At 55.4% G+C, this 20,395-nt stretch carries 19 protein-coding genes and 1 riboswitch; of the genes, 10 read left to right on the plus strand and 9 right to left on the minus strand.

Annotation, left to right across the window (positions count from 1 at the left end):
• Window positions 1-124: 124 nt before the first annotated feature.
• Window positions 125-892, plus strand: a complete 768-nt coding sequence (locus tag IM300_RS09575) for a DedA family protein (protein ID WP_193036297.1) — start codon at window positions 125-127, stop codon at window positions 890-892.
• A gap of 28 nt (window positions 893-920) precedes the next feature.
• Here IM300_RS09575 and thiQ read toward each other — a convergent pair whose 3' ends face one another.
• The 4 genes from thiQ to sgrR form a co-directional block, all read right to left on the minus strand.
• Window positions 921-1,619: a thiamine ABC transporter ATP-binding protein ThiQ gene (gene thiQ / locus IM300_RS09580; RefSeq protein WP_107534683.1), complete on the minus strand. Its 699-nt coding sequence runs from the start codon at window positions 1,617-1,619 to the stop codon at window positions 921-923.
• Window positions 1,603-3,213, minus strand: a complete 1,611-nt coding sequence (gene thiP / locus IM300_RS09585) for a thiamine/thiamine pyrophosphate ABC transporter permease ThiP (protein WP_193036299.1) — start codon at window positions 3,211-3,213, stop codon at window positions 1,603-1,605. Before thiP ends, thiQ begins: the two co-directional genes overlap by 17 nt.
• Window positions 3,189-4,172, minus strand: a complete 984-nt coding sequence (thiB, locus tag IM300_RS09590) for a thiamine ABC transporter substrate binding subunit (protein ID WP_063867444.1) — start codon at window positions 4,170-4,172, stop codon at window positions 3,189-3,191. Before thiB ends, thiP begins: the two co-directional genes overlap by 25 nt.
• A 31-nt stretch (window positions 4,173-4,203) precedes the next feature.
• Window positions 4,204-4,304: riboswitch (TPP riboswitch) on the minus strand.
• A gap of 36 nt (window positions 4,305-4,340) precedes the next feature.
• Window positions 4,341-5,996: an HTH-type transcriptional regulator SgrR gene (gene sgrR / locus IM300_RS09595; RefSeq protein WP_193036301.1), complete on the minus strand. Its 1,656-nt coding sequence runs from the start codon at window positions 5,994-5,996 to the stop codon at window positions 4,341-4,343.
• Between the two features lie 88 nt (window positions 5,997-6,084).
• Between sgrR and sgrT the strand changes: the two genes are divergently transcribed.
• Window positions 6,085-6,237 (plus strand): glucose uptake inhibitor SgrT, encoded by a 153-nt coding sequence (gene sgrT, locus IM300_RS09600; RefSeq protein WP_003856388.1) that lies wholly within the window; start codon window positions 6,085-6,087, stop codon window positions 6,235-6,237.
• 120 nt (window positions 6,238-6,357) lie between these two features.
• Entirely contained in the window at window positions 6,358-7,536 is a 1,179-nt protein-coding gene (locus IM300_RS09605) for a sugar efflux transporter (protein ID WP_193036303.1), read from the plus strand.
• 280 nt (window positions 7,537-7,816) lie between these two features.
• Here IM300_RS09605 and leuD read toward each other — a convergent pair whose 3' ends face one another.
• The 5 genes from leuD to leuL all read right to left on the minus strand — a co-directional run bounded on the left by leuD (window position 7,817) and on the right by leuL (window position 12,676).
• Complete coding sequence (leuD, locus tag IM300_RS09610; protein WP_045141617.1) at window positions 7,817-8,422, minus strand: 3-isopropylmalate dehydratase small subunit; 606 nt, start codon at window positions 8,420-8,422, stop codon at window positions 7,817-7,819.
• Window positions 8,423-8,432: 10 nt separating this feature from the next.
• Window positions 8,433-9,833 carry a 3-isopropylmalate dehydratase large subunit gene (gene leuC, locus IM300_RS09615; protein ID WP_063450670.1) on the minus strand — a complete coding sequence of 467 codons (1,401 nt, stop codon included), beginning with the start codon at window positions 9,831-9,833 and terminating at the stop codon, window positions 8,433-8,435.
• 2 nt (window positions 9,834-9,835) lie between these two features.
• Window positions 9,836-10,927 carry a 3-isopropylmalate dehydrogenase gene (leuB, locus tag IM300_RS09620; RefSeq protein ID WP_063450669.1) on the minus strand — a complete coding sequence of 364 codons (1,092 nt, stop codon included), beginning with the start codon at window positions 10,925-10,927 and terminating at the stop codon, window positions 9,836-9,838.
• Window positions 10,927-12,498, minus strand: a complete 1,572-nt coding sequence (gene leuA, locus IM300_RS09625; RefSeq protein ID WP_063867449.1) for a 2-isopropylmalate synthase — start codon at window positions 12,496-12,498, stop codon at window positions 10,927-10,929. The genes leuB and leuA overlap by 1 nt, the downstream gene beginning before the upstream one ends.
• 91 nt (window positions 12,499-12,589) lie before the next feature.
• Entirely contained in the window at window positions 12,590-12,676 is an 87-nt protein-coding gene (gene leuL / locus IM300_RS22810; RefSeq protein ID WP_057979999.1) for a leu operon leader peptide, read from the minus strand.
• A gap of 627 nt (window positions 12,677-13,303) precedes the next feature.
• Here leuL and leuO point away from each other — a divergent pair.
• The 7 genes from leuO to ftsL all read left to right on the plus strand — a co-directional run bounded on the left by leuO (window position 13,304) and on the right by ftsL (window position 20,380).
• Window positions 13,304-14,248, plus strand: a complete 945-nt coding sequence (leuO, locus tag IM300_RS09635; RefSeq protein ID WP_063867450.1) for a transcriptional regulator LeuO — start codon at window positions 13,304-13,306, stop codon at window positions 14,246-14,248.
• A 377-nt stretch (window positions 14,249-14,625) separates the two neighbouring features.
• Window positions 14,626-16,350 carry an acetolactate synthase 3 large subunit gene (ilvI, locus tag IM300_RS09640; protein ID WP_193036305.1) on the plus strand — a complete coding sequence of 575 codons (1,725 nt, stop codon included), beginning with the start codon at window positions 14,626-14,628 and terminating at the stop codon, window positions 16,348-16,350.
• A 1-nt stretch (window position 16,351) separates the two neighbouring features.
• On the plus strand, window positions 16,352-16,846 hold the full coding sequence (gene ilvN, locus IM300_RS09645) for an acetolactate synthase small subunit (protein ID WP_001252742.1): 495 nt from the start codon (window positions 16,352-16,354) through the stop codon (window positions 16,844-16,846).
• A 175-nt stretch (window positions 16,847-17,021) separates the two neighbouring features.
• Window positions 17,022-18,026 carry a catabolite repressor/activator gene (gene cra, locus IM300_RS09650; RefSeq protein ID WP_003856369.1) on the plus strand — a complete coding sequence of 335 codons (1,005 nt, stop codon included), beginning with the start codon at window positions 17,022-17,024 and terminating at the stop codon, window positions 18,024-18,026.
• Between the two features lie 589 nt (window positions 18,027-18,615).
• Complete coding sequence (gene mraZ, locus IM300_RS09655; protein ID WP_014830641.1) at window positions 18,616-19,074, plus strand: division/cell wall cluster transcriptional repressor MraZ; 459 nt, start codon at window positions 18,616-18,618, stop codon at window positions 19,072-19,074.
• Window positions 19,075-19,076: 2 nt separating this feature from the next.
• Window positions 19,077-20,018, plus strand: a complete 942-nt coding sequence (gene rsmH / locus IM300_RS09660) for a 16S rRNA (cytosine(1402)-N(4))-methyltransferase RsmH (protein ID WP_193036307.1) — start codon at window positions 19,077-19,079, stop codon at window positions 20,016-20,018.
• On the plus strand, window positions 20,015-20,380 hold the full coding sequence (gene ftsL / locus IM300_RS09665) for a cell division protein FtsL (protein WP_063450662.1): 366 nt from the start codon (window positions 20,015-20,017) through the stop codon (window positions 20,378-20,380). The genes rsmH and ftsL overlap by 4 nt, the downstream gene beginning before the upstream one ends.
• Window positions 20,381-20,395 lie beyond the last annotated feature (15 nt).

The following is a 20,395-nucleotide window of genomic DNA, read 5'->3' on the forward strand; positions in this document are numbered from 1 at the left end:
TAAAAAAAGCTAAACATACAGGTGAACTCAGAAAGCACCCTGTAAACTATTCAGACAATTGTTGCCTTGACGCGGTGCAGGGCGCTAAGCAGAATCGCTGATTCGTTTTCTGACCGGAATAGTTATGCAGGCATTGCTGGAACATTTTATTACCCAGTCCGTTATGTATTCGCTCATCGCCGTGGCGCTGGTGGCGTTTCTGGAATCGCTGGCGCTGGTCGGGCTGATCCTGCCCGGCACCGTGATGATGGCGGGGCTTGGGGCGCTTATCGGCAGCGGTGAGGTCAATTTCTGGCAGGCGTGGATGGCCGGGATTATCGGCTGTTTGCTGGGGGACTGGGTCTCCTTCTGGCTGGGTTGGCGCTTTAAGAAGCCGCTGCACCGCTGGTCGTTCATGAAAAAGAACAAAGCGCTGCTGGATAAAACCGAGCATGCGCTGCATCAGCACAGCATGTTCACCATCCTCGTGGGGCGCTTCGTTGGCCCAACGCGTCCGCTGGTGCCGATGGTTGCCGGGATGCTGGACCTGCCCGTCGCGAAATTCGTGGTGCCGAACATCATTGGCTGCGTCTTCTGGCCGCCGTTCTACTTCCTGCCGGGTATTCTGGCAGGCGCGGCCATTGATATTCCTGACGGTATGCAAAGCGGTGAGTTCAAATGGCTGCTGCTGGGAACGGCGGTACTGCTGTGGCTGGCGGTCTGGCTCTGCTGGCGGCTATGGCGCAGCGCGAAAGCCAGCGTCGATCGCCTGACGCGCTATCTCCCGCGCACGCGCCTGCTCTGGCTGGCCCCGCTGACGCTGGGCGTGGCGGTGGTGGCGCTGGTCGCGCTGATTCGTCACCCGCTGATGCCGGTGTATGGTGAGATCCTGTTGAAAGTGGTGAGCCGTTAAACGCCGGGCGGCACTGCGTTTGCCCGGCCTACGGTTTTATACCCAGTAATCCTGACGCGATTTCTTTCCCGCTCATTAAGGCGTCGGTCGTGCCATCCCACAAAATCCGTCCCTCCGCGATCACTACCGATCGCGGCGCGATGCGTGCGGCATCTTCAATGCTGTGCGAAACCATCAGCATCGTGATCTGCTGGCGCTGGCAAACCTCCTCAACCAGCGAAAGCATCTCCTGGCGCAGGGCCGGATCAAGGGCCGAGAAGGGTTCGTCAAGCAGCAGCAGCGGCTGTTCGCGCACCAGACAACGTGCCAGCGCCACGCGCTGACGCTGGCCGCCGGAAAGCTCACCGGGCAGTCTGGTAATCAACGCGGACAGGCCCATTTGTTCGGCAATCGCCGCCAGCTTCTGACGCTGCGCAGCGTTGAGCTTTAACCCCGGATCGATTCCCAGCGCGATGTTCTGCCACACCGTAAGGTGATTAAACAGATTGTTTTCCTGAAACAGCATCGACACCGGGCGCTTAGCCGGCGGAGCGTAGGTATACTCGCCATTATCAATGACTATCGACCCGCTGGCAGGCTGCAAAAAACCGGCAATCAAATTGAGCAGGGTACTTTTTCCGGCCCCGCTTGGGCCAAGCACCGCAATTCGCTCTCCCTGACGAACGGAGAGAGTAAAACGCATGGGCAGGTGCTCGTAAAGCCAGGTTACATCAGTCAGTTTTAACATCACGCCCCGGAAGTTTTTCGATAACGGTAAATAAGGCAAAGCACAGCAGCAGCAGGAGCAGCGCCGTGACGGCACCGTCCTGGCTGCGGTAGGAGCCAATTTGCTGATAAAGCCAGAACGGCAGCGTGCGAAAATCCTCGTTGCCAAAGAGGGCCACCACGCCAAAATCCCCAATCGACAGCACGCAGGCGAAGGCCATCGCCTGGGCGAGCGGCCGTTTCAGGGCGCGTAGTTCGACCACTTTCAGCCGCCGCCAGCCCATAATGCCAAGGGACTGGCACAGGGCGCTGTACCGGCTGTTAACATCCCGCATCGGGTTTTCCAGCACCTTCAGCGCATACGGGATGGCCATTAAGGCGTTGGTAAAAATGACGATGCCGTCGGCGCTTTCCGGCAGGCCGATGGTGCTGTTAAACAGTAAAAAGAAGCCGGTCGCCAGCACGATGCCCGGCATCGCCAGGATCAGCATACCCGTCAGTTCCAGCGCGTGTCCGGCTTTGCGGGCATGGCGCGCGTACAGCTCGCGGCTGCTCCAGAGCAGCATCATGGTCAGGATCACGCACAGGAGCCCGGCTGCCAGCGCGATGCGCAACGAGGTCCACGTGGCCTGCCACAGGACCGGCTGTTGCAGTACCGACACCACATTCCTGTTGAGGCCATCGGCGATCACGGCCAGCAGCGGCGGCAGCAGAAGCAGGAGCGCCAGCGCGATCAGCATCACGTCCGAGATGCGGCTGTGCAGGCTGTCCTGCGGATCGCGCCAGCCGGAAAGGATATTGCTTCCTGCGGGAATCGCTTTGCTCAGCCGCTGGCTAAGTAACACCAGCGCCAGGCAGCACACCATCTGCACGATCGCCAGCAGCGCGGCGCGCCCCGGATCGTAGTCGTAGCTTAACGCCTGATAGATCGCCAGCTCAATGGTGGTGGCCTGCGGCCCGCCGCCGAGCGAAAGGACGGTGGCAAAGCTGGCGAAGCAGAGCATAAAGATCAGCGCGGCAACCGGGGCGATCTGACGTCGCAGCCACGGCCATTCGACAAAACGGAAGAACGACCAGCCGCGCATGCCAAGCTGGGCGGCAATCTGGCGCTGCTCGCCGGGAATGTTCTCCAGCGCCTGTAAAAAGAGGCGCGTCGCCATCGGCATATTGAAAAAAATATGCGCCAGCAGAATGCCCTTCAGGCCGTAAGGGGAGAAGGTCCATTCCAGACCAAGCAGGTTGAAGAGGGAGGCCAGCCAGCCCTGGCGACCGTATACGCTCAGAATCCCGAACACCGCCACCAGTACGGGCAGGATCAGCGTCATGGCACACAGGCGCAGCAGGGCCAGCCTGCCGGGGAAACGTCTGCGATAGAGGGCGCGCGCAAGGAAAATGGCCGGGATGACTGACAGCAGCGCGGAGAGAAATGCCTGCCAGAAGGAGAAACGGATGACGTGCCAGAGATAGCTATCGTGCCAGAGCGCGAGCAGATCGCTCTCTGGCGCGTTAAACCACAGCGCGAGAAACGCGCCCAGACTGACGACCACCATCAGTATGGCGGCAATCAGTCCGGGCACTAACCAGCCGGGGATCAGCGGCTGACGGCGCGTTGCCATTCGCTTATCCATGCGGCGCGCTGAGCGGCAACCTGCTGCGGCGTAAATTCCAGCGCGGTCTGCGGTTTGTTCAGCTTCTCAAAGCCTGCCGGCAGCGCCGCGTCGGTAACAGGGTACATCCAGTTGCCCGTCGGAATGGCGTTCTGGAATGCCGGGGAGACCATAAATTTCAGGAATTTTTCGGCCAGTTCCGGCTGCTTGCTCGCAGCGGTCCGCGCCGCCACTTCCACCTGGAGATAATGCCCTTCGGCAAAGTTCGCGGCGGCGTAGTTATCTTTCTTCTCGGCAATAATGTGGTAGGCCGGAGAGGTGGTGTAACTCAGCACCAGGTCGCTTTCGCCTTTCAGGAACAGGCCATAGGCTTCGCTCCAGCCTTTCGTGACCGTAACGGTTTTCGCAGCCAGCTTCTGCCACGCCTCCGGCGTTTTGTCGCCGTAGACTTTCTGCATCCACAGCAGCAGCCCCAGGCCCGGCGTGCTGGTGCGCGGATCTTCATAAATCACGCGCCATTTCTGGTCGCTTTCGACCAGCTCTTTCAGGCTCTTCGGCGGATTCTTCAGCTTGTTTTTATCGTAGACGAACGCAAAGTAGCCGTAATCGAAGGGAACGAAGGTGTCGTTTTTCCAGCCGCCCGGCACGTTGACGGCATCTGCCGCTACGCCGCTTTTGGCAAACAGTCTGGTTTGCGTGGCGGCTTCCAGCAGGTTGTTATCCAGCCCGAGCACCACGTCGGCCTTGCTGTTTTTGCCTTCCATACGCAGGCGGTTGAGCAGCGACACGCCATCTTCCAGCGCCACGAACTTCAGCTCGCAGTTGCAGTCGGCTTCAAAGGCTTTTTTCACCACCGGGCCAGGGCCCCAGTCGGCGGAGAAGGAGTCGTAGGTATAGATCGTCAGAACAGGCTTAGCAAAAACAGGCAGCGCAAACAGCGCCAGCAGAGGAAGAACGTTTTTTAACACTTTGCACCTCAGGGTTGAGTGGCAAAGGATTTTGAGAAACAGCCTCAAATCCCTTCGCCGGCGTTATCCGGATCAGGTTCGACGGGTATGATCTCAGCGCACATCAGTGATGCAGCACCCCGTTGAGAACGGCGCTATTGTAATGATTTGGTGAATATTACGAAAGCGTTATGGCTCCGGCGGCGCAAACCACGCGGATTTAAAATCAAACCAGCCCAGGGTGTTCATACGCAGGCCGCGCATGCTGCGCTGCCCCTGGATCAGCAGCCAGTGGTGAATTAACGGTACGATCGTCTGCCCGGCCAGCAGCTCCTGGCACCAGGCGGCCAGATCCATCTCTCCTGCCCGCCACCTTGCGGCGTCCTGCTGCCAGTCCCGGCTGATGCAGTGCTGAATGAGAGGCACTTCATACAGGTGTGAAAAGAGTGAGAAATCCAGCGGCAGCGTGAAGTTCGCGCTGTTGAGCCAGATATCGCTGACCACATCCCCACGGTGCCATTCATCATAGTCCACTTCCTGTATCGCCAGCGTCACCCCCTCGGCTGCCAGCAGCTTACTCATGATCCTCGCGATAAACCGGTGCTCAATGTGATCGCGATAGTAGCTGAGGGTGATGGTCTCCAGTCCGGCAGGTTTCTCGCTGCGGACCGGCTGTGCATGGTGCCAGCGCGGAAGCAGGCCATAGGCCGGGAACCACCAGGTCTGGTATTGCTCTTCAGCGTGATAAATCAGGTTCGCGGGGGCCAGAATATGGCTTATCCACTTGCGGACGTCGTGATTCGCCCCGCGATGGCTGCGGCTGTCAAAAAGCAGATAGTAGCAGCCCTCTTCAAGGCGACTCTCGAACGCCTTTTCGCTGGTTGTTGGTCCTTCCAGGGTGAGGCCTGCGCTCAGCTCTTCGTTGAGGTCCGGTAACACCCAGACGTTCACTTCGTCGATCAGCGCCCGATAGCCAAAATAGTCATTAAAGGCGCGGATCTTCAGCTGATTGCTGTTATTGCGCGTAACGGAGTAGGGGCCTGTACCAATCGGCTGGCTGGAAAAATTGTTCAGGGATCGCCACTCGGCAGGCAGGATCATCGAGGGCACGTAGCCCAGAAGCCACGGAAGCCAGTTGTCCGGCTGCGATAGCTCAATATCCAGCGTCCAGGCCGTTGGGGAGTGGATCCGCGTGATATGCGAATAGAGCTGCAGCGTGCGGGCGCGCTCTAAAGAGGCGATGACGTCACGCATCTCCAGCTCGCGTCCATGGTGGAAATGAATGCCCGGGCGTAAAAAGAAACGCCAGTGCAGGGGGGAAAGCTGCTGCCAGTGGTGGGCGATATCCGCTTCCAGTTCCCCGTTTTCCTCATTTATTTTCGTCAGGCCGCTGAATATCTGCCGGGCCATGTGGGTTTCAGAGCGACGCAGCGCCGTACCGGGCAGCAGATTTTTCATTGGGCGGTAGTAAAGCACCCGCAGAATGTGGCGTCCCTGGCGAAAGCTGCGTCCCAGGTGTGAGACCAGCATCTGGCGCACGGCGGCTTTGTCGCCCACCAGCTGGACCAGCTGATCGATGCGGTCCTGCTCCAGCAAATCTTCCGCCCGCTGCTGCTGCAACGCCAGGCCGGTATAAAGGAACGTCAGGCGCGAGCGCTTGCCGCGTCCCGCCTCCGCTTCCCAGCTGAGCCAGCCGTGCTGCTGCATGGTGTTGAGGAGGGTGCGCATATGACGCCGGGAGCAGTTAAGCAGCTCGGCCAGTTCGTTCAGCGTAGTCTCCTGCGACTGCCCCTCGCAGCACTGCCACAGGCGGATGAATTGTTGTTGCAGACGACCGGAAGGCATAAAAGGGGAACTCCTGACAAAAAACCAGCAATTTATTTATCCCTATATTAGGCCAATAATTCTTCCCGATGAAGCGAGGAGGTAAATTATGAAGAGGTCTACCGCACGTCAGTTTTATCAGCACTATTTTTCAGCGACAAAGGGAGTGTCCTGGCTGGCCCGCCAGTGCGCAGAGCAGCGGCTGAGAATCCTGGAAGATCTGATGCAGTGGGACGTTACGAAACCGACCTCTTCTCGCTAACTCGCCTCGATCATGTGTGACTGAGTATTGGTGCTAATCACCCGCCAGCAAAATGTTTTTGCTGGCTTTTTTCGTTTACTATTTCACCCAAATTCGATTCGCTTTCACAAGGACTTGCGCATGCTCTGGTTGATGACGATGGGGCGACGCCTGAACGGCGTGTACGCCGCTTTTATGCTGGTGGCCTTCATGATGGGCGTGGCCGGTGCGCTACAGGCACCGACGCTGAGCCTGTTTCTCAGCCGTGAGGTGGGGGCGCAGCCATTTTGGGTGGGTCTGTTCTATACCGTCAACGCCATTGCCGGGATCCTCGTCAGCCTGTGGCTGGCGAAACGATCCGACAGCCAGGGCGATCGCCGCAAACTGATCCTCTTTTGCTGCGCCATGGCCGTGGGCAACGCGCTGCTGTTTGCCTTCAACCGCCATTACCTGACCCTCATCACCTGCGGCGTGCTGCTGGCTTCTCTGGCAAACACCGCCATGCCGCAGCTGTTCGCTCTGGCCCGGGAGTACGCCGATAACTCGGCGCGGGAAGTGGTGATGTTCAGCTCGGTGATGCGTGCCCAGCTCTCTCTCGCGTGGGTCATCGGCCCTCCGCTGGCGTTCATGCTGGCGCTGAACTACGGTTTCACCGCCATGTTCTCCATCGCCGCGGGGATTTTTGCCATCAGCCTGGCGCTGATTGCCTTTGCGCTGCCGTCGGTGGCGCGCGTGGAGCAGGCGTCGGACAAACCCATCACGCAGGTAAGCGGCTGGCAGGATAAAAACGTTCGCATGTTGTTTATCGCCTCCACGCTGATGTGGACCTGCAACACCATGTACATCATCGACATGCCGCTGTGGATCAGCAGCGATCTGGGGCTGCCGGACAAGCTTGCGGGGATCTTAATGGGTACCGCTGCCGGGCTGGAAATTCCGGCAATGATTCTGGCGGGATATTACGTCAAGCGCTTCGGAAAACGCAAAATGATGGTGGTGGCGGTTGCCGCCGGGGTGATGTTCTATATCGGGCTGATCTTCTTCCACTCGCACGACGCGCTGCTGGCGCTGCAACTGTTTAATGCCGTGTTTATCGGGATTGTCGCCGGGATAGGCATGCTCTGGTTCCAGGATTTAATGCCTGGACGCGCTGGCTCGGCGACCACGCTGTTTACCAACAGTATTTCGACCGGCGTGATCCTGGCGGGTGTAATTCAGGGTGCGCTGGCGCAAAGCTATGGCCATGCATCCGTATACTGGGTGATTGCGGCGATTTCGATTGTCACGCTGGTGTTGACGTGCCGGGTTAAAGACATTTGATTCTGGAAGGCGGCTTCACGAAATGAAACGATTTTCTGACAGGTGCAAAGAAGGCGCATAGAGTGCGTGACGGGTGCTTGAGGCTGTTTGCCTCAGGCTTTCGCAAGAGGCAAACAGTGGAGAGTCCCACATCAAAAAACTGATGGGGAGACCAACTTCACAACCAACATTGCGAGGTTAGTCTCTTCATTGCCGAAAAGCAATAAGGAGGCTGGAATGACAAAACGTACTTGCCTCAACGCACCCTTATCAATGGCCCGCGCCCTGCGGGCCATTGCTTCTACCCCATAAACGCAGGCTGTTTTTTCTCGTAGGCGGAGATAGCCTCTTCGTGTTGCAGCGTCAGGCCAATGCTGTCCAGACCGTTCAGCATGCAGTGGCGACGGAACGCGTCAATGCTGAAGCTGTAGGTTTTATCCCCGGCTTTCACCACTTCCGCTTCCAGATCCACCTCAAACGAAATCCCCGGATTCGCCTGTACCAGCGCAAACAGTTCATCGACCTGCTCGTCGCTAAGCGTCACCGGCAGCAGCTGGTTGTTGAAGCTGTTGCCGTAGAAGATATCCGCAAAGCTCGGGGCGATAACCACCTTAAAGCCGTAGTCGGTCAGCGCCCAGGGCGCGTGTTCACGCGACGATCCGCAGCCAAAGTTTTCCCGCGCCAGCAGAATCGACGCGCCTTTGTATTCCGGAAAGTTCAGGACGAACTCCGGGTTGGGCACTTCGCCTTTGTCATCGAGGAAACGCCAGTCGTTGAACAGGTGCGCGCCAAAGCCCGTGCGCGTCACTTTCTGCAAAAACTGCTTAGGAATGATCGCATCCGTATCAACGTTCGCGGCGTCCAGCGGGACAACACGGCCCGTATGTTGGGTAAATTTCTCTGCCATGATTGTCTCCTTATTTCAGGCTGCGAATATCGGCGAAATGACCGGTGACTGCCGCGGCGGCGGCCATTGCCGGGCTGACAAGGTGGGTGCGTCCACCCCGGCCCTGACGGCCTTCAAAGTTACGGTTGCTGGTGGATGCGCAACGCTCGCCCGGATTCAGGCGGTCGTTGTTCATCGCCAGACACATGGAGCAGCCCGGCAGGCGCCACTCGAAGCCCGCGTCGATAAAGATCTTATCCAGACCTTCCGCTTCCGCCTGGGCTTTCACCGGACCGGAACCCGGCACAACCAGCGCCTGCACACCGGGCGCCACTTTGCGGCCTTTAGCAATCTCAGCCGCCGCGCGTAAATCTTCGATACGGGAGTTGGTGCAGGAGCCGATGAACACCTTATCAATGCTCACGTCAGTCAGCGGTACGCCGGGTTTCAGCCCCATATAGGCCAGCGCTTTTTCCGCACTGGCGCGTTCGACCGGATCGGCGAAGGAAGCCGGGTCAGGAATGCTGTCGTTGACGGAGATGACCTGGCCCGGATTGGTGCCCCAGGTGACCTGGGGGGCGATCTCTTCCGCCTGCAACGTCACCACGGTATCAAAAACTGCCCCCTCATCCGTTTTCAGGGTTTTCCAGTACGCGACCGCGTCGTCAAAATCCTGTGCTTTCGGGGCATGCAGACGCCCCTTCACATAGTTGAAGGTGGTTTCGTCTGGTGCGACCAGCCCTGCCTTGGCACCCATCTCAATGGCCATATTGCACAAGGTCATACGACCTTCCATGCTCAGCGCCTGGATAGCGTCACCGCAGAATTCAACCACGTGACCGGTGCCGCCTGCGCTGCCGGTTTTGCCGATAATCGCCAGCACGATATCTTTCGCGGTGATACCCGGTGCGGCTTTGCCCTTCACCTCAATCTTCATGGTTTTGGCGCGGCCCTGTTTCAGGGTCTGCGTTGCCAGAACGTGTTCAACTTCAGAGGTGCCAATCCCGAACGCCAGCGCGCCAAACGCGCCGTGCGTCGCGGTATGGGAGTCACCGCAGACGATGGTCATGCCCGGCAGCGTAATACCCTGCTCAGGTCCCATCACGTGGACGATCCCCTGATACGGGTGGTTCAGATCGTACAGCTCCACGCCAAATTCGTTGCAGTTCTTGATCAGCTCCTGCATCTGGATGCGCGCCATCTCGCCGGAAGCATTAATGTCTTTGGTCTGGGTGGAGACGTTGTGATCCATCGTGGCGAAGGTTTTACCCGGCTGACGCACCGGGCGCTTGTGCGCACGCAGTCCGTCGAAGGCCTGAGGGGAGGTCACTTCGTGCACCAGATGGCGGTCAATGTACAGCAGCGGGGTTTCGTCTGGCGCCTCGTGGACAACGTGCGCATCAAACAACTTCTCATATAACGTTTTAGCCATGATTACACCCCTTCAGCGACATAGCGGGCAATGATGTCGCCCATTTCATCGGTACTGACTGCCGCCGTGCCGCGTGCTAAATCACCGGTACGGACGCCTTCTTCTAACGCACGGTTAATGGCGTTTTCAATTGCGGTTGCTGCATCGCCTGCATCTAGGCTGTAGCGCAGCAGCAGGGCCAGCGAAAGAATTTGCGCAATCGGGTTGGCAATGTTTTTGCCTGCGATATCCGGCGCGGAGCCGCCCGCCGGCTCGTACAGGCCAAAGCCTTCTTCGTTCAGGCTGGCAGAAGGCAGCATGCCCATCGAGCCGGTAATCATTGCGCACTCGTCCGAGAGAATATCGCCGAACAGGTTGGAACACAGCAGGACGTCAAACTGTGACGGGTCCTTGATCAGCTGCATCGTCGCGTTATCGATGTACATGTGCGACAGCTCAACGTCCGGGTACTGCTTAGCCACTTCGCTGACGATTTCGCGCCACAAAATAGACGACTGGAGTACGTTCGCTTTATCAATGGAGGTCACCTTGCGGCGGCGTTTGCGCGCCGACTCAAAGGCGATATGGGCAATACGTTCAATTTCAAAACGGTGATAGACCTCGGTATCAAACGCTTTTTCATGCTGACCGCTGCCTTCGCGGCCTTTTGGCTGACCGAAGTAGATGCCACCGGTCAGCTCACGCACGCACAGGATGTCGAAACCGTTGGCCGCGATATCCGCACGCAGCGGACAAAACTCTTCCAGCCCCGGGTACAGCTTCGCCGGACGCAGATTGCTGAACAGCTTGAAATGTTTACGCAGCGGCAGCAGCGCGCCGCGCTCAGGCTGCCCGGCCGGCGGCAGGTGTTCCCACTTCGGGCCGCCCACGGAGCCAAACAGCACGGCATCGGCATTTTCACAGCCTTCCACCGTTGCATTTGGCAGTGGCGTACCGTGGTTATCAATCGCAATACCGCCCACATCGTAGTGGCTGGTGGTAATTTTCATCGCAAAACGCGAGCGAACGGCTTCCAGTACTTTCAGCGCCTGTGCCATCACTTCCGGGCCAATACCGTCACCCGGCAACACGGCAATATGGTAATTCTTCGACATCACACGGTTTCCTTGTTGTTCTCTTTATTCTGAGCTTTGCGTTGCAACTCTTTTTCGACTTCAGCGGCGCGCCAGATGTTGTTCAGGACATGCACCATCGCTTTTGCGGAGGATTCGACAATATCTGTCGCCAGACCCACACCGTGGAAGCGGCGACCGTTGTAGTTGACGACGATATCAACCTGACCCAGGGCGTCTTTGCCGTGCCCTTTTGCCGTCAGGTCGTATTTCACCAGCTCTACGTCGTACTCGGTAACGCGGTTAATCGCCTGGTAAATGGCATCCACAGGGCCGTTACCGTTGGCGGCTTCCGCTTTAATTTCCTCGCCGCAGGCCAGCTTGACGGAGGCGGTAGCGATATCGCTTGAGCCTGACTGCACGTTGAAGTAGTCCAGACGGAAATGCTCTGGCTCTTCCTGCTGTTTGTTGATGAATGCCAGCGCTTCCAGGTCGTAATCGAATACCTGGCCTTTCTTGTCGGCCAGCTTCAGGAAGGCGTCGTACAGCTGATCCATGTTGTAATCGCTGTCCTGATAGCCCATTTCTTCCATACGGTGTTTCACCGCCGCGCGGCCAGAGCGTGAGGTCAGGTTCAGCTGAACCTGGTTCAGACCGATGGATTCCGGGGTCATGATTTCGTAGTTTTCACGGTTCTTCAGCACGCCGTCCTGGTGAATACCGGAGGAGTGGGCGAACGCGCCGGTTCCAACAATCGCCTTGTTGGCCGGGATCGGCATGTTGCAAATCTGGCTCACGGTCTGGCTGGTGCGCCAGATTTCGTTGTGATTAATGCGGGTATGCACGTTCATAATGTCTTTGCGCACCTTGATCGCCATGATCACTTCTTCCAGCGAGCAGTTGCCGGCACGTTCCCCAATGCCGTTCATTGCGCCTTCAACCTGACGCGCACCGGCGTGGACGGCGGCGATGGCATTACCCACCGCCAGGCCCAAATCATCGTGGGTGTGCACGGAGATGATGGCTTTATCAATATTTGGCACGCGGTCGTACAGGCCGGTAATGATGTTGGCGAACTCAAACGGCATGGTGTAGCCGACGGTGTCCGGGATGTTGATGGTTCTGGCACCAGCATTGATGGCGGCTTCGACTACGCGGGCCAGATCGTCAATCGGCGTGCGGCCAGCATCTTCACAGGAAAATTCAACGTCATCAGTGTAGTTACGCGCGCGTTTGACCATATAAACCGCGCGTTCGATCACGTCATCCAGCGTACTGCGCAACTTGGTCGCAATGTGCATAGGTGAGGTGGCAATGAACGTATGGATACGGAAGGCTTCTGCAACTTTCAGGGATTCCGCGGCCACATCGATATCTTTCTCAACGCAGCGCGCCAGACCGCACACGCGGCTGTTTTTGATGGTGCGGGCGATGGTCTGCACTGACTCAAAATCACCCGGCGAGGAGACAGGAAAACCGACCTCCATTACGTCTACACCCATGCGTTCCAGGGCCAGCGCAATTTGCAGTTTCTCTTTAACACTCAGGCTCGCCTGTAATGCCTGTTCACCGTCACGTAAAGTAGTATCGAAAATAACGACTTGCTGGCTCATGGGTTAGGTCCTTGTCAGTCTTAGGGCGCCTTGCTACGAGCATAAAAAAACCCGCGCAGTGGCGCGGGTTTTTAGTTTTACTGAAGACGATTCAACGCTGAATTTCGCCCGCCAGTCTACCGCGCACAGTGGATGCGTTTAGTAGTAGTAGACCGGTGAAACGAAGGGTGCGAATCATGAATCGTGCTCCAGGTGAATGCGTTATGCTTTTAGTGGTACTGGATACGCTGACGCATGTCAACCCCTCACAGGCAAAACGGCTATTCAGTACAGGGTAAGTACGTTAGCTAATTGTGCTGGTTTTGGCATGGCTAACCGACTTTATTGTCTATTATTGGACTGAAGATTCATCTCTGGAATAATTTGAATATAATTGGTAGCAATTGAACACAGTATTTTTACCGACATGCTGTGAAAAGAAATCTGTTTCATCTTGTTGATTTATAAGTGGCGTGAATGAGTTGCGGGTGAGTAAATGATCAATATTGATATCAGTTTGTTAATGAAAACGCGGCCTATGCCATTAATAGTTTAATAATACTTAAGTCGTTATTCACGAGGGCGGTGATTGTGTATTTGTCTGGTTTATGGTTTCATGCCTGCATTAAAGTTTAAGATATCATTTGAACGTTTTTAGCGCTTCGTTTTTGGGCGGCATAATGCCACGCCAGAAAAGAGGGCTCTTTATATATTCCGAATTTTAAATAATTCTCTTTCGCTTGTTGTATATGCATGGTAAATCATATTTTTCGAAATTATTACTGTACTTTGGCAAAGGGAATTTAGCGTGACGGTGGAGTCAGAAATGCCAGAAAATAATATTAACCAACCACAGTCTTATGATGGGGTTAAGCCTCAGTTACGCACAGTGGATCTTAACTTGTTAACGGTATTTGATGCAGTGATGCAGGAGCAGAATATTACACGAGCAGCGCAATCTCTGGGAATGTCTCAACCTGCCGTGAGTAATGCCGTAGCCAGACTTAAGGTGATGTTTAACGACGAGTTATTTGTACGTTATGGACGGGGGATACAGCCCACGGCGCGTGCATTCCAGCTATTCGGTTCGATTCGTCAGGCGCTACAGCTGGTTCAAAATGAGCTTCCCGGTTCGGGCTTTGAACCCTTAAGCAGTGAGCGAGTTTTCCATCTCTGTGTTTGCAGTCCGTTAGACAATTATTTGACGTCTGTTATATATAATAAAGTTGAACAGATCGCCCCAAATATTCACCTCGTTTTTAAATCATCATTAAATCAAAACACTGAACACCAGCTTCGTTATCAGGAAACAGAGTTTGTTCTGGGCTATGAAGAGTTCCGCCGTCCAGAATTTGCCTGCGTTCCATTGTTCAAAGATGAAATGGTATTAGTTGCCAGTAAAAAACATCCCCGTATGAATTCGCCGCTGCGTGAAAGCGATGTTTACAGCGAGCAGCACGCCGTTGTTGCGCTTGACCGATATGCCTCATTCAGTCAGCCGTGGTATGACACTGCCGATAAACAAGCCAGCGTGGCCTATCAGGGGATGGCCATGGTCAGCGTATTAAACGTCGTTTCTCAGACCCATTTAGTCGCCATCGCACCGCGCTGGCTAGCTGAAGAGTTCTCCGATTCGCTGGACCTGCAAATTTTACCTCTGCCGCTCAAGCTTAATAGCCGTACCTGTTACCTTTCATGGCATGAAGCCGCGGGTCGGGATAAAGGGCATCAGTGGATGGAAGAGCTGCTGATCGCTATTTGTCGTCGCTAAGTTCGGGTGAATAAACCGCATGGCACCGTGCGGTTTATTCTGTGATTTTTCATGCGGGCAAAATTTTGTTCTGCTTTCATTTTTTTCACTCACTCAGACATGCTCAAAAATAGATGATTTCCTGATCCCTCCTCTTTTTAAGAGATGAATTATTATTGTCTCCACGCATTCCAGACGAATACACCATATTCGTATCTGATACCTGTTTATTCTGCTTTTCTTACCCGTTACCGCCACCGGTTTGCTAATTGCCTGCCTCATAACGAGCGGTTAAGGTAGCAATCACTCTGCAAATTATAAGATGGGTTAACCCTGTCAGAAGACGGCGCGGAAATGAATTCTGTAGACCGTCTATAACAAAAGCCTGGAGGCAAAGCATGGAGATGTTGTCTGGCGCGGAAATGGTCGTCCGATCGCTTATCGATCAGGGCGTGAAGCAGGTGTTCGGCTATCCTGGAGGCGCAGTTCTCGATATCTATGACGCGCTGCACACGGTAGGCGGTATCGATCATGTTCTGGTTCGTCATGAGCAGGCCGCTGTGCATATGGCTGACGGTCTGGCCCGCGCCACGGGCGAAGTGGGTGTTGTGCTGGTCACTTCCGGGCCGGGGGCGACCAATGCCATTACCGGCATCGCGACGGCGTATATGGATTCCATTCCGCTGGTCATTCTTTCCGGACAGGTGGCGACGTCACTGATTGGCTATGATGCGTTTCAGGAGTGCGACATGGTGGGGATCTCACGCCCCGTGGTGAAGCACAGCTTTCTGGTTAAGCAAACTGAAGACATCCCGGGCGTACTGAAAAAAGCCTTCTGGCTGGCCGCCAGCGGTCGTCCCGGGCCCGTGGTCGTCGATCTGCCAAAAGATATTCTCAACCCGGCAAATAAACTGCCTTACCTGTGGCCTGAGTCGGTGAGCATGCGTTCGTATAATCCAACGACGCAAGGGCACAAAGGACAGATTAAGCGTGCGCTGCAAACGCTGCTGGCTGCGAAAAAGCCGGTAGTCTATGTGGGCGGCGGCGCCGTCAATGCGGCCTGTGAAACGCAGTTACGCGAACTGATCGAGAAGCTTAATCTTCCTGTCGCGTCATCGCTGATGGGGCTGGGGGCATTCCCGGCTACCCACCGTCAGGCGCTGGGCATGCTGGGTATGCATGGCACCTATGAAGCCAATATGACAATGCACAACGCTGACGTGATTTTTGCCGTCGGCGTGCGTTTTGACGATCGCACCACCAATAACCTGGCGAAATACTGTCCGAATGCGACAGTGCTGCATATTGATATCGATCCTACCTCTATCTCTAAAACGGTGCCGGCGGATGTACCGATCGTGGGTGACGCCCGTCAGGTGCTGGAGCAGATGTTAGATCTGCTGGCGCAGGAATCCGCGTCTCAACCGCTGGACGAGATCCGCGACTGGTGGCAGCAAATCGAGCTATGGCGGAGCCGTCAGTGCCTTAAATACGACACGCACAGTGAGAGCATCAAGCCGCAGGCGGTGATCGAAACGATCTGGCGTCTGACGAACGGCGATGCGTATGTGACGTCTGACGTGGGCCAGCATCAGATGTTCGCTGCGCTGTATTACCCGTTTGATAAACCGCGTCGCTGGATCAACTCAGGCGGGCTGGGCACGATGGGCTTTGGCCTGCCCGCCGCGCTGGGAGTGAAGCTGGCGCTGCCGAACGAAACGGTCATCTGCGTGACGGGTGACGGCAGTATTCAGATGAATATTCAGGAGCTTTCTACCGCGCTGCAATATGAGCTGCCAGTGCTGGTGCTGAACCTGAATAACGGTTACCTCGGGATGGTGAAGCAGTGGCAGGATATGATTTATTCCGGCCGTCACTCTCAGTCTTATATGAGGTCACTTCCGGATTTTGTCCGTCTGGCTGAAGCCTATGGCCATATTGGCATGCGGGTAACCGATCCGTCAGAGCTGGAAGCGAAGCTCGGCGAAGCGCTTGCGCACGTTAAAAACAATCGCCTCGTCTTCATGGACGTGATCGTTGACGGCTCAGAACACGTTTATCCGATGCATATTCGCGGCGGTGGTATGGATGAAATGTGGTTAAGCAAAACGGAGAGAACCTGATATGCGCCGGATATTATCTGTATTACTGGAAAATGAGTCGGGCGCACTGTCGCGCGTCATTGGGCTTTTTGCGCAGCGTGGCTACAACATTGAAAGCCTGACCGTTGCACCGACCGACGATCCCACGCTCTCCCGCATGACGATCCAGACCGTCGGCGATGCGAAAGTGCTTGAGCAGATCGAAAAGCAGCTGCATAAGCTGGTGGACGTGTTGCGCGTCAGCGAGTTGGGGCAGGGGGCTTACGTTGAACGTGAAGTGATGCTGGTGAAAATCCAGGCCAGCGGTTACGGCCGTGAAGAGGTCAAACGCAACACGGATATCTTCCGTGGGCAGATCATCGACGTCACGCCTTCTATATATACTGTGCAGCTTGCCGGAACGAGCGATAAGCTGGACGCATTCCTGGCGTCTGTCAGGGATGTGGCAAAAATAGTTGAAGTTGCGCGCTCTGGCGTTGTTGGCCTCTCGCGCGGCGATAAAATCATGCGTGAGTAGCGCAAAAGGTTCGCCTCTTTCAGCCCGGTAGCCAAAGCCGGGCTTTTTTTTGCGTAATCCGCCGACAACGCAGACAAAAGCGGTTGCCGTGAAGGCTATTCTGCGTTTAGATGTTAAAATATTTAACCATAACCTTGACAGGGCCATGGACTTTTTTCTTTTTTGAGAGGCAATTGTGAAACTGGATGAAATCGCCCGGCTCGCCGGCGTGTCGAGAACCACGGCCAGCTATGTGATTAACGGTAAAGCAAAGCAGTATCGTGTCAGCGATAAGACCGTTGAGAAAGTGATGGCAGTCGTTCGTGAGCATAATTACCATCCGAATGCTGTCGCCGCAGGGTTACGTGCCGGGCGCACCCGCTCGATTGGCCTGGTGATCCCGGACCTGGAAAACACCAGCTACACCCGCATCGCCAACTATCTGGAACGTCAGGCTCGCCAGCGTGGCTATCAGCTGCTGATTGCCTGCTCCGAGGATCAGCCCGACAACGAAATGCGTTGCATTGAGCATCTGCTGCAACGTCAGGTTGACGCCATCATCGTGTCGACCTCTTTACCACCGGAGCATCCTTTCTATCAGCGCTGGGCGAACGATCCGTTCCCTATTGTGGCGCTGGATCGTGCGCTTGACCGTGAGCATTTCACCAGCGTTGTGGGTGCCGATCAGGACGATGCAGAAATGCTGGCTGCCGAGCTGCGTACCTTCCCGGCTGAAACGGTACTGTATCTTGGCGCGTTGCCTGAACTCTCCGTGAGCTTCCTGCGTGAACAAGGGTTCCGTACCGCATGGAAAGACGATCCGCGTGACGTTCACTATCTGTATGCCAACAGCTATGAGCGCGAAGCGGCTGCTCAGCTGTTCGAGAAATGGCTGGAAACGCACCCCATGCCGCAGGCCCTGTTTACCACCTCGTTTGCCCTGTTGCAGGGGGTCATGGACGTCACATTACGTCGCGATGGCAAGCTGCCATCCGATCTGGCGATTGCGACCTTCGGCGATAATGAGCTGCTCGACTTCCTGCAATGTCCGGTGCTGGCCGTGGCCCAGCGTCACCGCGACGTCGCCGAGCGGGTGCTGGAGATCGTTCTTGCAAGCCTGGATGAACCCCGTAAGCCGAAACCCGGGCTGACGCGCATCAAACGTAATCTCTATCGGCGCGGAATTTTGAGCCGTCATTAATATCTCAGCGGGGGAGTGAAAACTGCCCCCTAGCTGTACATTTATTACGTAAATTAAAATCCGGATAAAAATTAAGATTATTCCTTATGAAAGATAGCCCGCTATTTTTCTGAATCTTTTTTGGCTTATAAAAGACCTTTTATTGCTCTATAAAAGAATTTCTTTGTATTGTTTTGTTACAAACAGGCGCCAGCCGATAAATATTCAGCCATTTTTTAAAACGTCTCCAGACCTTACGGCACCTGAAGGGCACCTTATCGCCTTATCGCTCATCTGAGGCTGTCATCACCCGCCAATATGCCTTAAAATGCTGCCCGCGTCGCAAACTGACACTTTATATTTCCCTGCGATGATATTGAGTGAGTCTTAACGCTCGTGTGCATATTCGGTTTTTTTCTTACAAATATTCATAACGTTAATTTTGCCTCGCCAGTTGTGTAGTTATTAGCCAGGTCACTCTTGCTCTGTAAATACGGTGCTTTCGCCCCGGTATAGAGAGAGTCCTGGCTTGACAAGCTTTTCCCTCGCTCCGTAAACTCCTTCAGGTGGGAATTTGTGGGTTAAAGTGGTGAGGAGGGGTGAGGCTGGCATGTTCCGTGGAGCAACGTTAGTCAATCTCGACAGCAAGGGGCGTTTATCGGTACCAACCCGATACCGCGACCAGCTGATTGAGAACGCTTCGGGTCAACTGGTTTGCACCATTGACATCAACTCCCCCTGCCTGCTGCTTTACCCTTTGCCTGAATGGGAAATCATTGAGCAAAAGCTGTCGCGACTGTCGAGCATGAACCCGCAGGAACGCCGCGTGCAGCGGCTGTTATTGGGTCATGCCAGTGAATGTCAGATGGATAGCGCTGGGCGATTATTGATTGCGCCGGTGTTGCGGCAACATGCTGGTCTGACAAAAGAAGTGATGCTGGTCGGGCAGTTCAACAAGTTTGAACTGTGGGACGAAACGACCTGGTATCAACAGGTCAAGGAAGATATCGACGCTGAGCAATCTGATTCCGCAACATTGTCGGAACGGTTGCAGGACTTGTCACTATAAATATGATGGAAAATTATAAACATACAACGGTGCTGCTGGACGAGGCCGTTAACGGCCTGAATATTCGTCCGGACGGCATCTATATCGATGGCACTTTTGGTCGTGGTGGTCACTCGCGTTTGATCCTCTCTCAGCTTGGAGCGGAAGGACGCCTGCTGGCAATTGACCGCGATCCGCAGGCGATTGCCGTTGCGCAAACCATCGATGATCCTCGCTTTTCCATCGTGCATGGACCTTTCTCTGCGCTTGCGGATTATGTTGCCGAGCGCGGCCTGACCGGCAAAATCGACGGGATCCTCCTCGATCTTGGCGTCTCTTCACCTCAGCTTGATGATGCAGAACGCGGCTTCTCCTTTATGCGCGACGGTCCGCTGGATATGCGTATGGACCCCACCCGCGGTCAGTCTGCCGCCGAGTGGTTACAAACCGCCGACGAAGCAGATATCGCCTGGGTGATTAAAACCTTCGGCGAAGAGCGTTTTGGCAAACGTATCGCGCGCGCCATCGTTGAGCGCAACCGTATTGAGCCTATGACTCGCACCAAAGAGCTGGCAGAAGTCATCGCGGCGGCAACGCCGGTGAAGGATAAGCACAAACATCCTGCGACCCGTACCTTCCAGGCGGTTCGCATCTGGGTAAACAGTGAACTGGAGGAAATAGAGCTGGCGCTAAAAAGCTCGCTCGACGTGCTGGCCCCGGGTGGGCGGTTATCCATCATCAGCTTCCATTCGCTGGAAGATCGCATCGTGAAGCGTTTTATGCGTGAACAGAGCCGCGGTCCACAGGTTCCAGCGGGGCTGCCGATGACGGAAGAACAACTCAGTAAACTGGGCGGCCGTCAGTTGCGAGCATTAGGCAAGTTGATGCCGGGCGAAAAAGAGGTGGCAGAGAATCCACGTGCCCGTAGTTCAGTGCTGCGCATTGCAGAGAGGACGAACGCATGATCGGCAGAGTGACAGAGACCCTAAGCAAAGTTAAGGGATCGTTAGGAAGCAACGAGCGCCATGCCTTGCCTGGCGTGATCGGCGACGATCTTTTGCGGTTTGGGAAGCTGCCACTCTGCTTGTTCATTTGCATCATTGTGACGGCAATCATGGTGGTCACTACCGCGCACCATACCCGTTTATTGACTGCGCAGCGCGAGCAGATGGTGCTGGAACGCGATGCGCTGGATATTGAATGGCGAAACCTGATCCTTGAAGAAAATGCGCTCGGCGATCACAGCCGGGTTGAACGGATCGCAACGGAAAAGCTGCAATTGCAGCATGTTGATCCTTCGCAGGAAAATATCGTAGTACAAAAATAAGGGAAAACGCGACGC

The organism is Enterobacter cloacae complex sp. I2 (genome assembly GCF_014896205.1).
GTDB lineage: Bacteria > Pseudomonadota > Gammaproteobacteria > Enterobacterales > Enterobacteriaceae > Enterobacter > Enterobacter quasihormaechei.

Excerpts from the sequence above, each read along its gene's own strand:
- IM300_RS09575 (WP_193036297.1), top strand. The coding sequence starts at position 125 with ATGCAGGCATTGCTGGAACATTTTATTACCCAGTCCGTTATGTATTCG.
- thiQ (WP_107534683.1), bottom strand. The coding sequence starts at position 1,619 with ATGTTAAAACTGACTGATGTAACCTGGCTTTACGAGCACCTGCCCATG.
- thiP (WP_193036299.1), bottom strand. The coding sequence starts at position 3,213 with ATGGCAACGCGCCGTCAGCCGCTGATCCCCGGCTGGTTAGTGCCCGGA.
- sgrR (WP_193036301.1), bottom strand. The coding sequence starts at position 5,996 with ATGCCTTCCGGTCGTCTGCAACAACAATTCATCCGCCTGTGGCAGTGC.
- sgrT (WP_003856388.1), top strand. The coding sequence starts at position 6,085 with ATGAAGAGGTCTACCGCACGTCAGTTTTATCAGCACTATTTTTCAGCG.
- IM300_RS09605 (WP_193036303.1), top strand. The coding sequence starts at position 6,358 with ATGCTCTGGTTGATGACGATGGGGCGACGCCTGAACGGCGTGTACGCC.
- leuD (WP_045141617.1), bottom strand. The coding sequence starts at position 8,422 with ATGGCAGAGAAATTTACCCAACATACGGGCCGTGTTGTCCCGCTGGAC.
- leuC (WP_063450670.1), bottom strand. The coding sequence starts at position 9,833 with ATGGCTAAAACGTTATATGAGAAGTTGTTTGATGCGCACGTTGTCCAC.
- leuB (WP_063450669.1), bottom strand. The coding sequence starts at position 10,927 with ATGTCGAAGAATTACCATATTGCCGTGTTGCCGGGTGACGGTATTGGC.
- leuA (WP_063867449.1), bottom strand. The coding sequence starts at position 12,498 with ATGAGCCAGCAAGTCGTTATTTTCGATACTACTTTACGTGACGGTGAA.
- leuL (WP_057979999.1), bottom strand. The coding sequence starts at position 12,676 with ATGATTCGCACCCTTCGTTTCACCGGTCTACTACTACTAAACGCATCC.
- leuO (WP_063867450.1), top strand. The coding sequence starts at position 13,304 with ATGCCAGAAAATAATATTAACCAACCACAGTCTTATGATGGGGTTAAG.
- ilvI (WP_193036305.1), top strand. The coding sequence starts at position 14,626 with ATGGAGATGTTGTCTGGCGCGGAAATGGTCGTCCGATCGCTTATCGAT.
- ilvN (WP_001252742.1), top strand. The coding sequence starts at position 16,352 with ATGCGCCGGATATTATCTGTATTACTGGAAAATGAGTCGGGCGCACTG.
- mraZ (WP_014830641.1), top strand. The coding sequence starts at position 18,616 with ATGTTCCGTGGAGCAACGTTAGTCAATCTCGACAGCAAGGGGCGTTTA.
- rsmH (WP_193036307.1), top strand. The coding sequence starts at position 19,077 with ATGATGGAAAATTATAAACATACAACGGTGCTGCTGGACGAGGCCGTT.
- ftsL (WP_063450662.1), top strand. The coding sequence starts at position 20,015 with ATGATCGGCAGAGTGACAGAGACCCTAAGCAAAGTTAAGGGATCGTTA.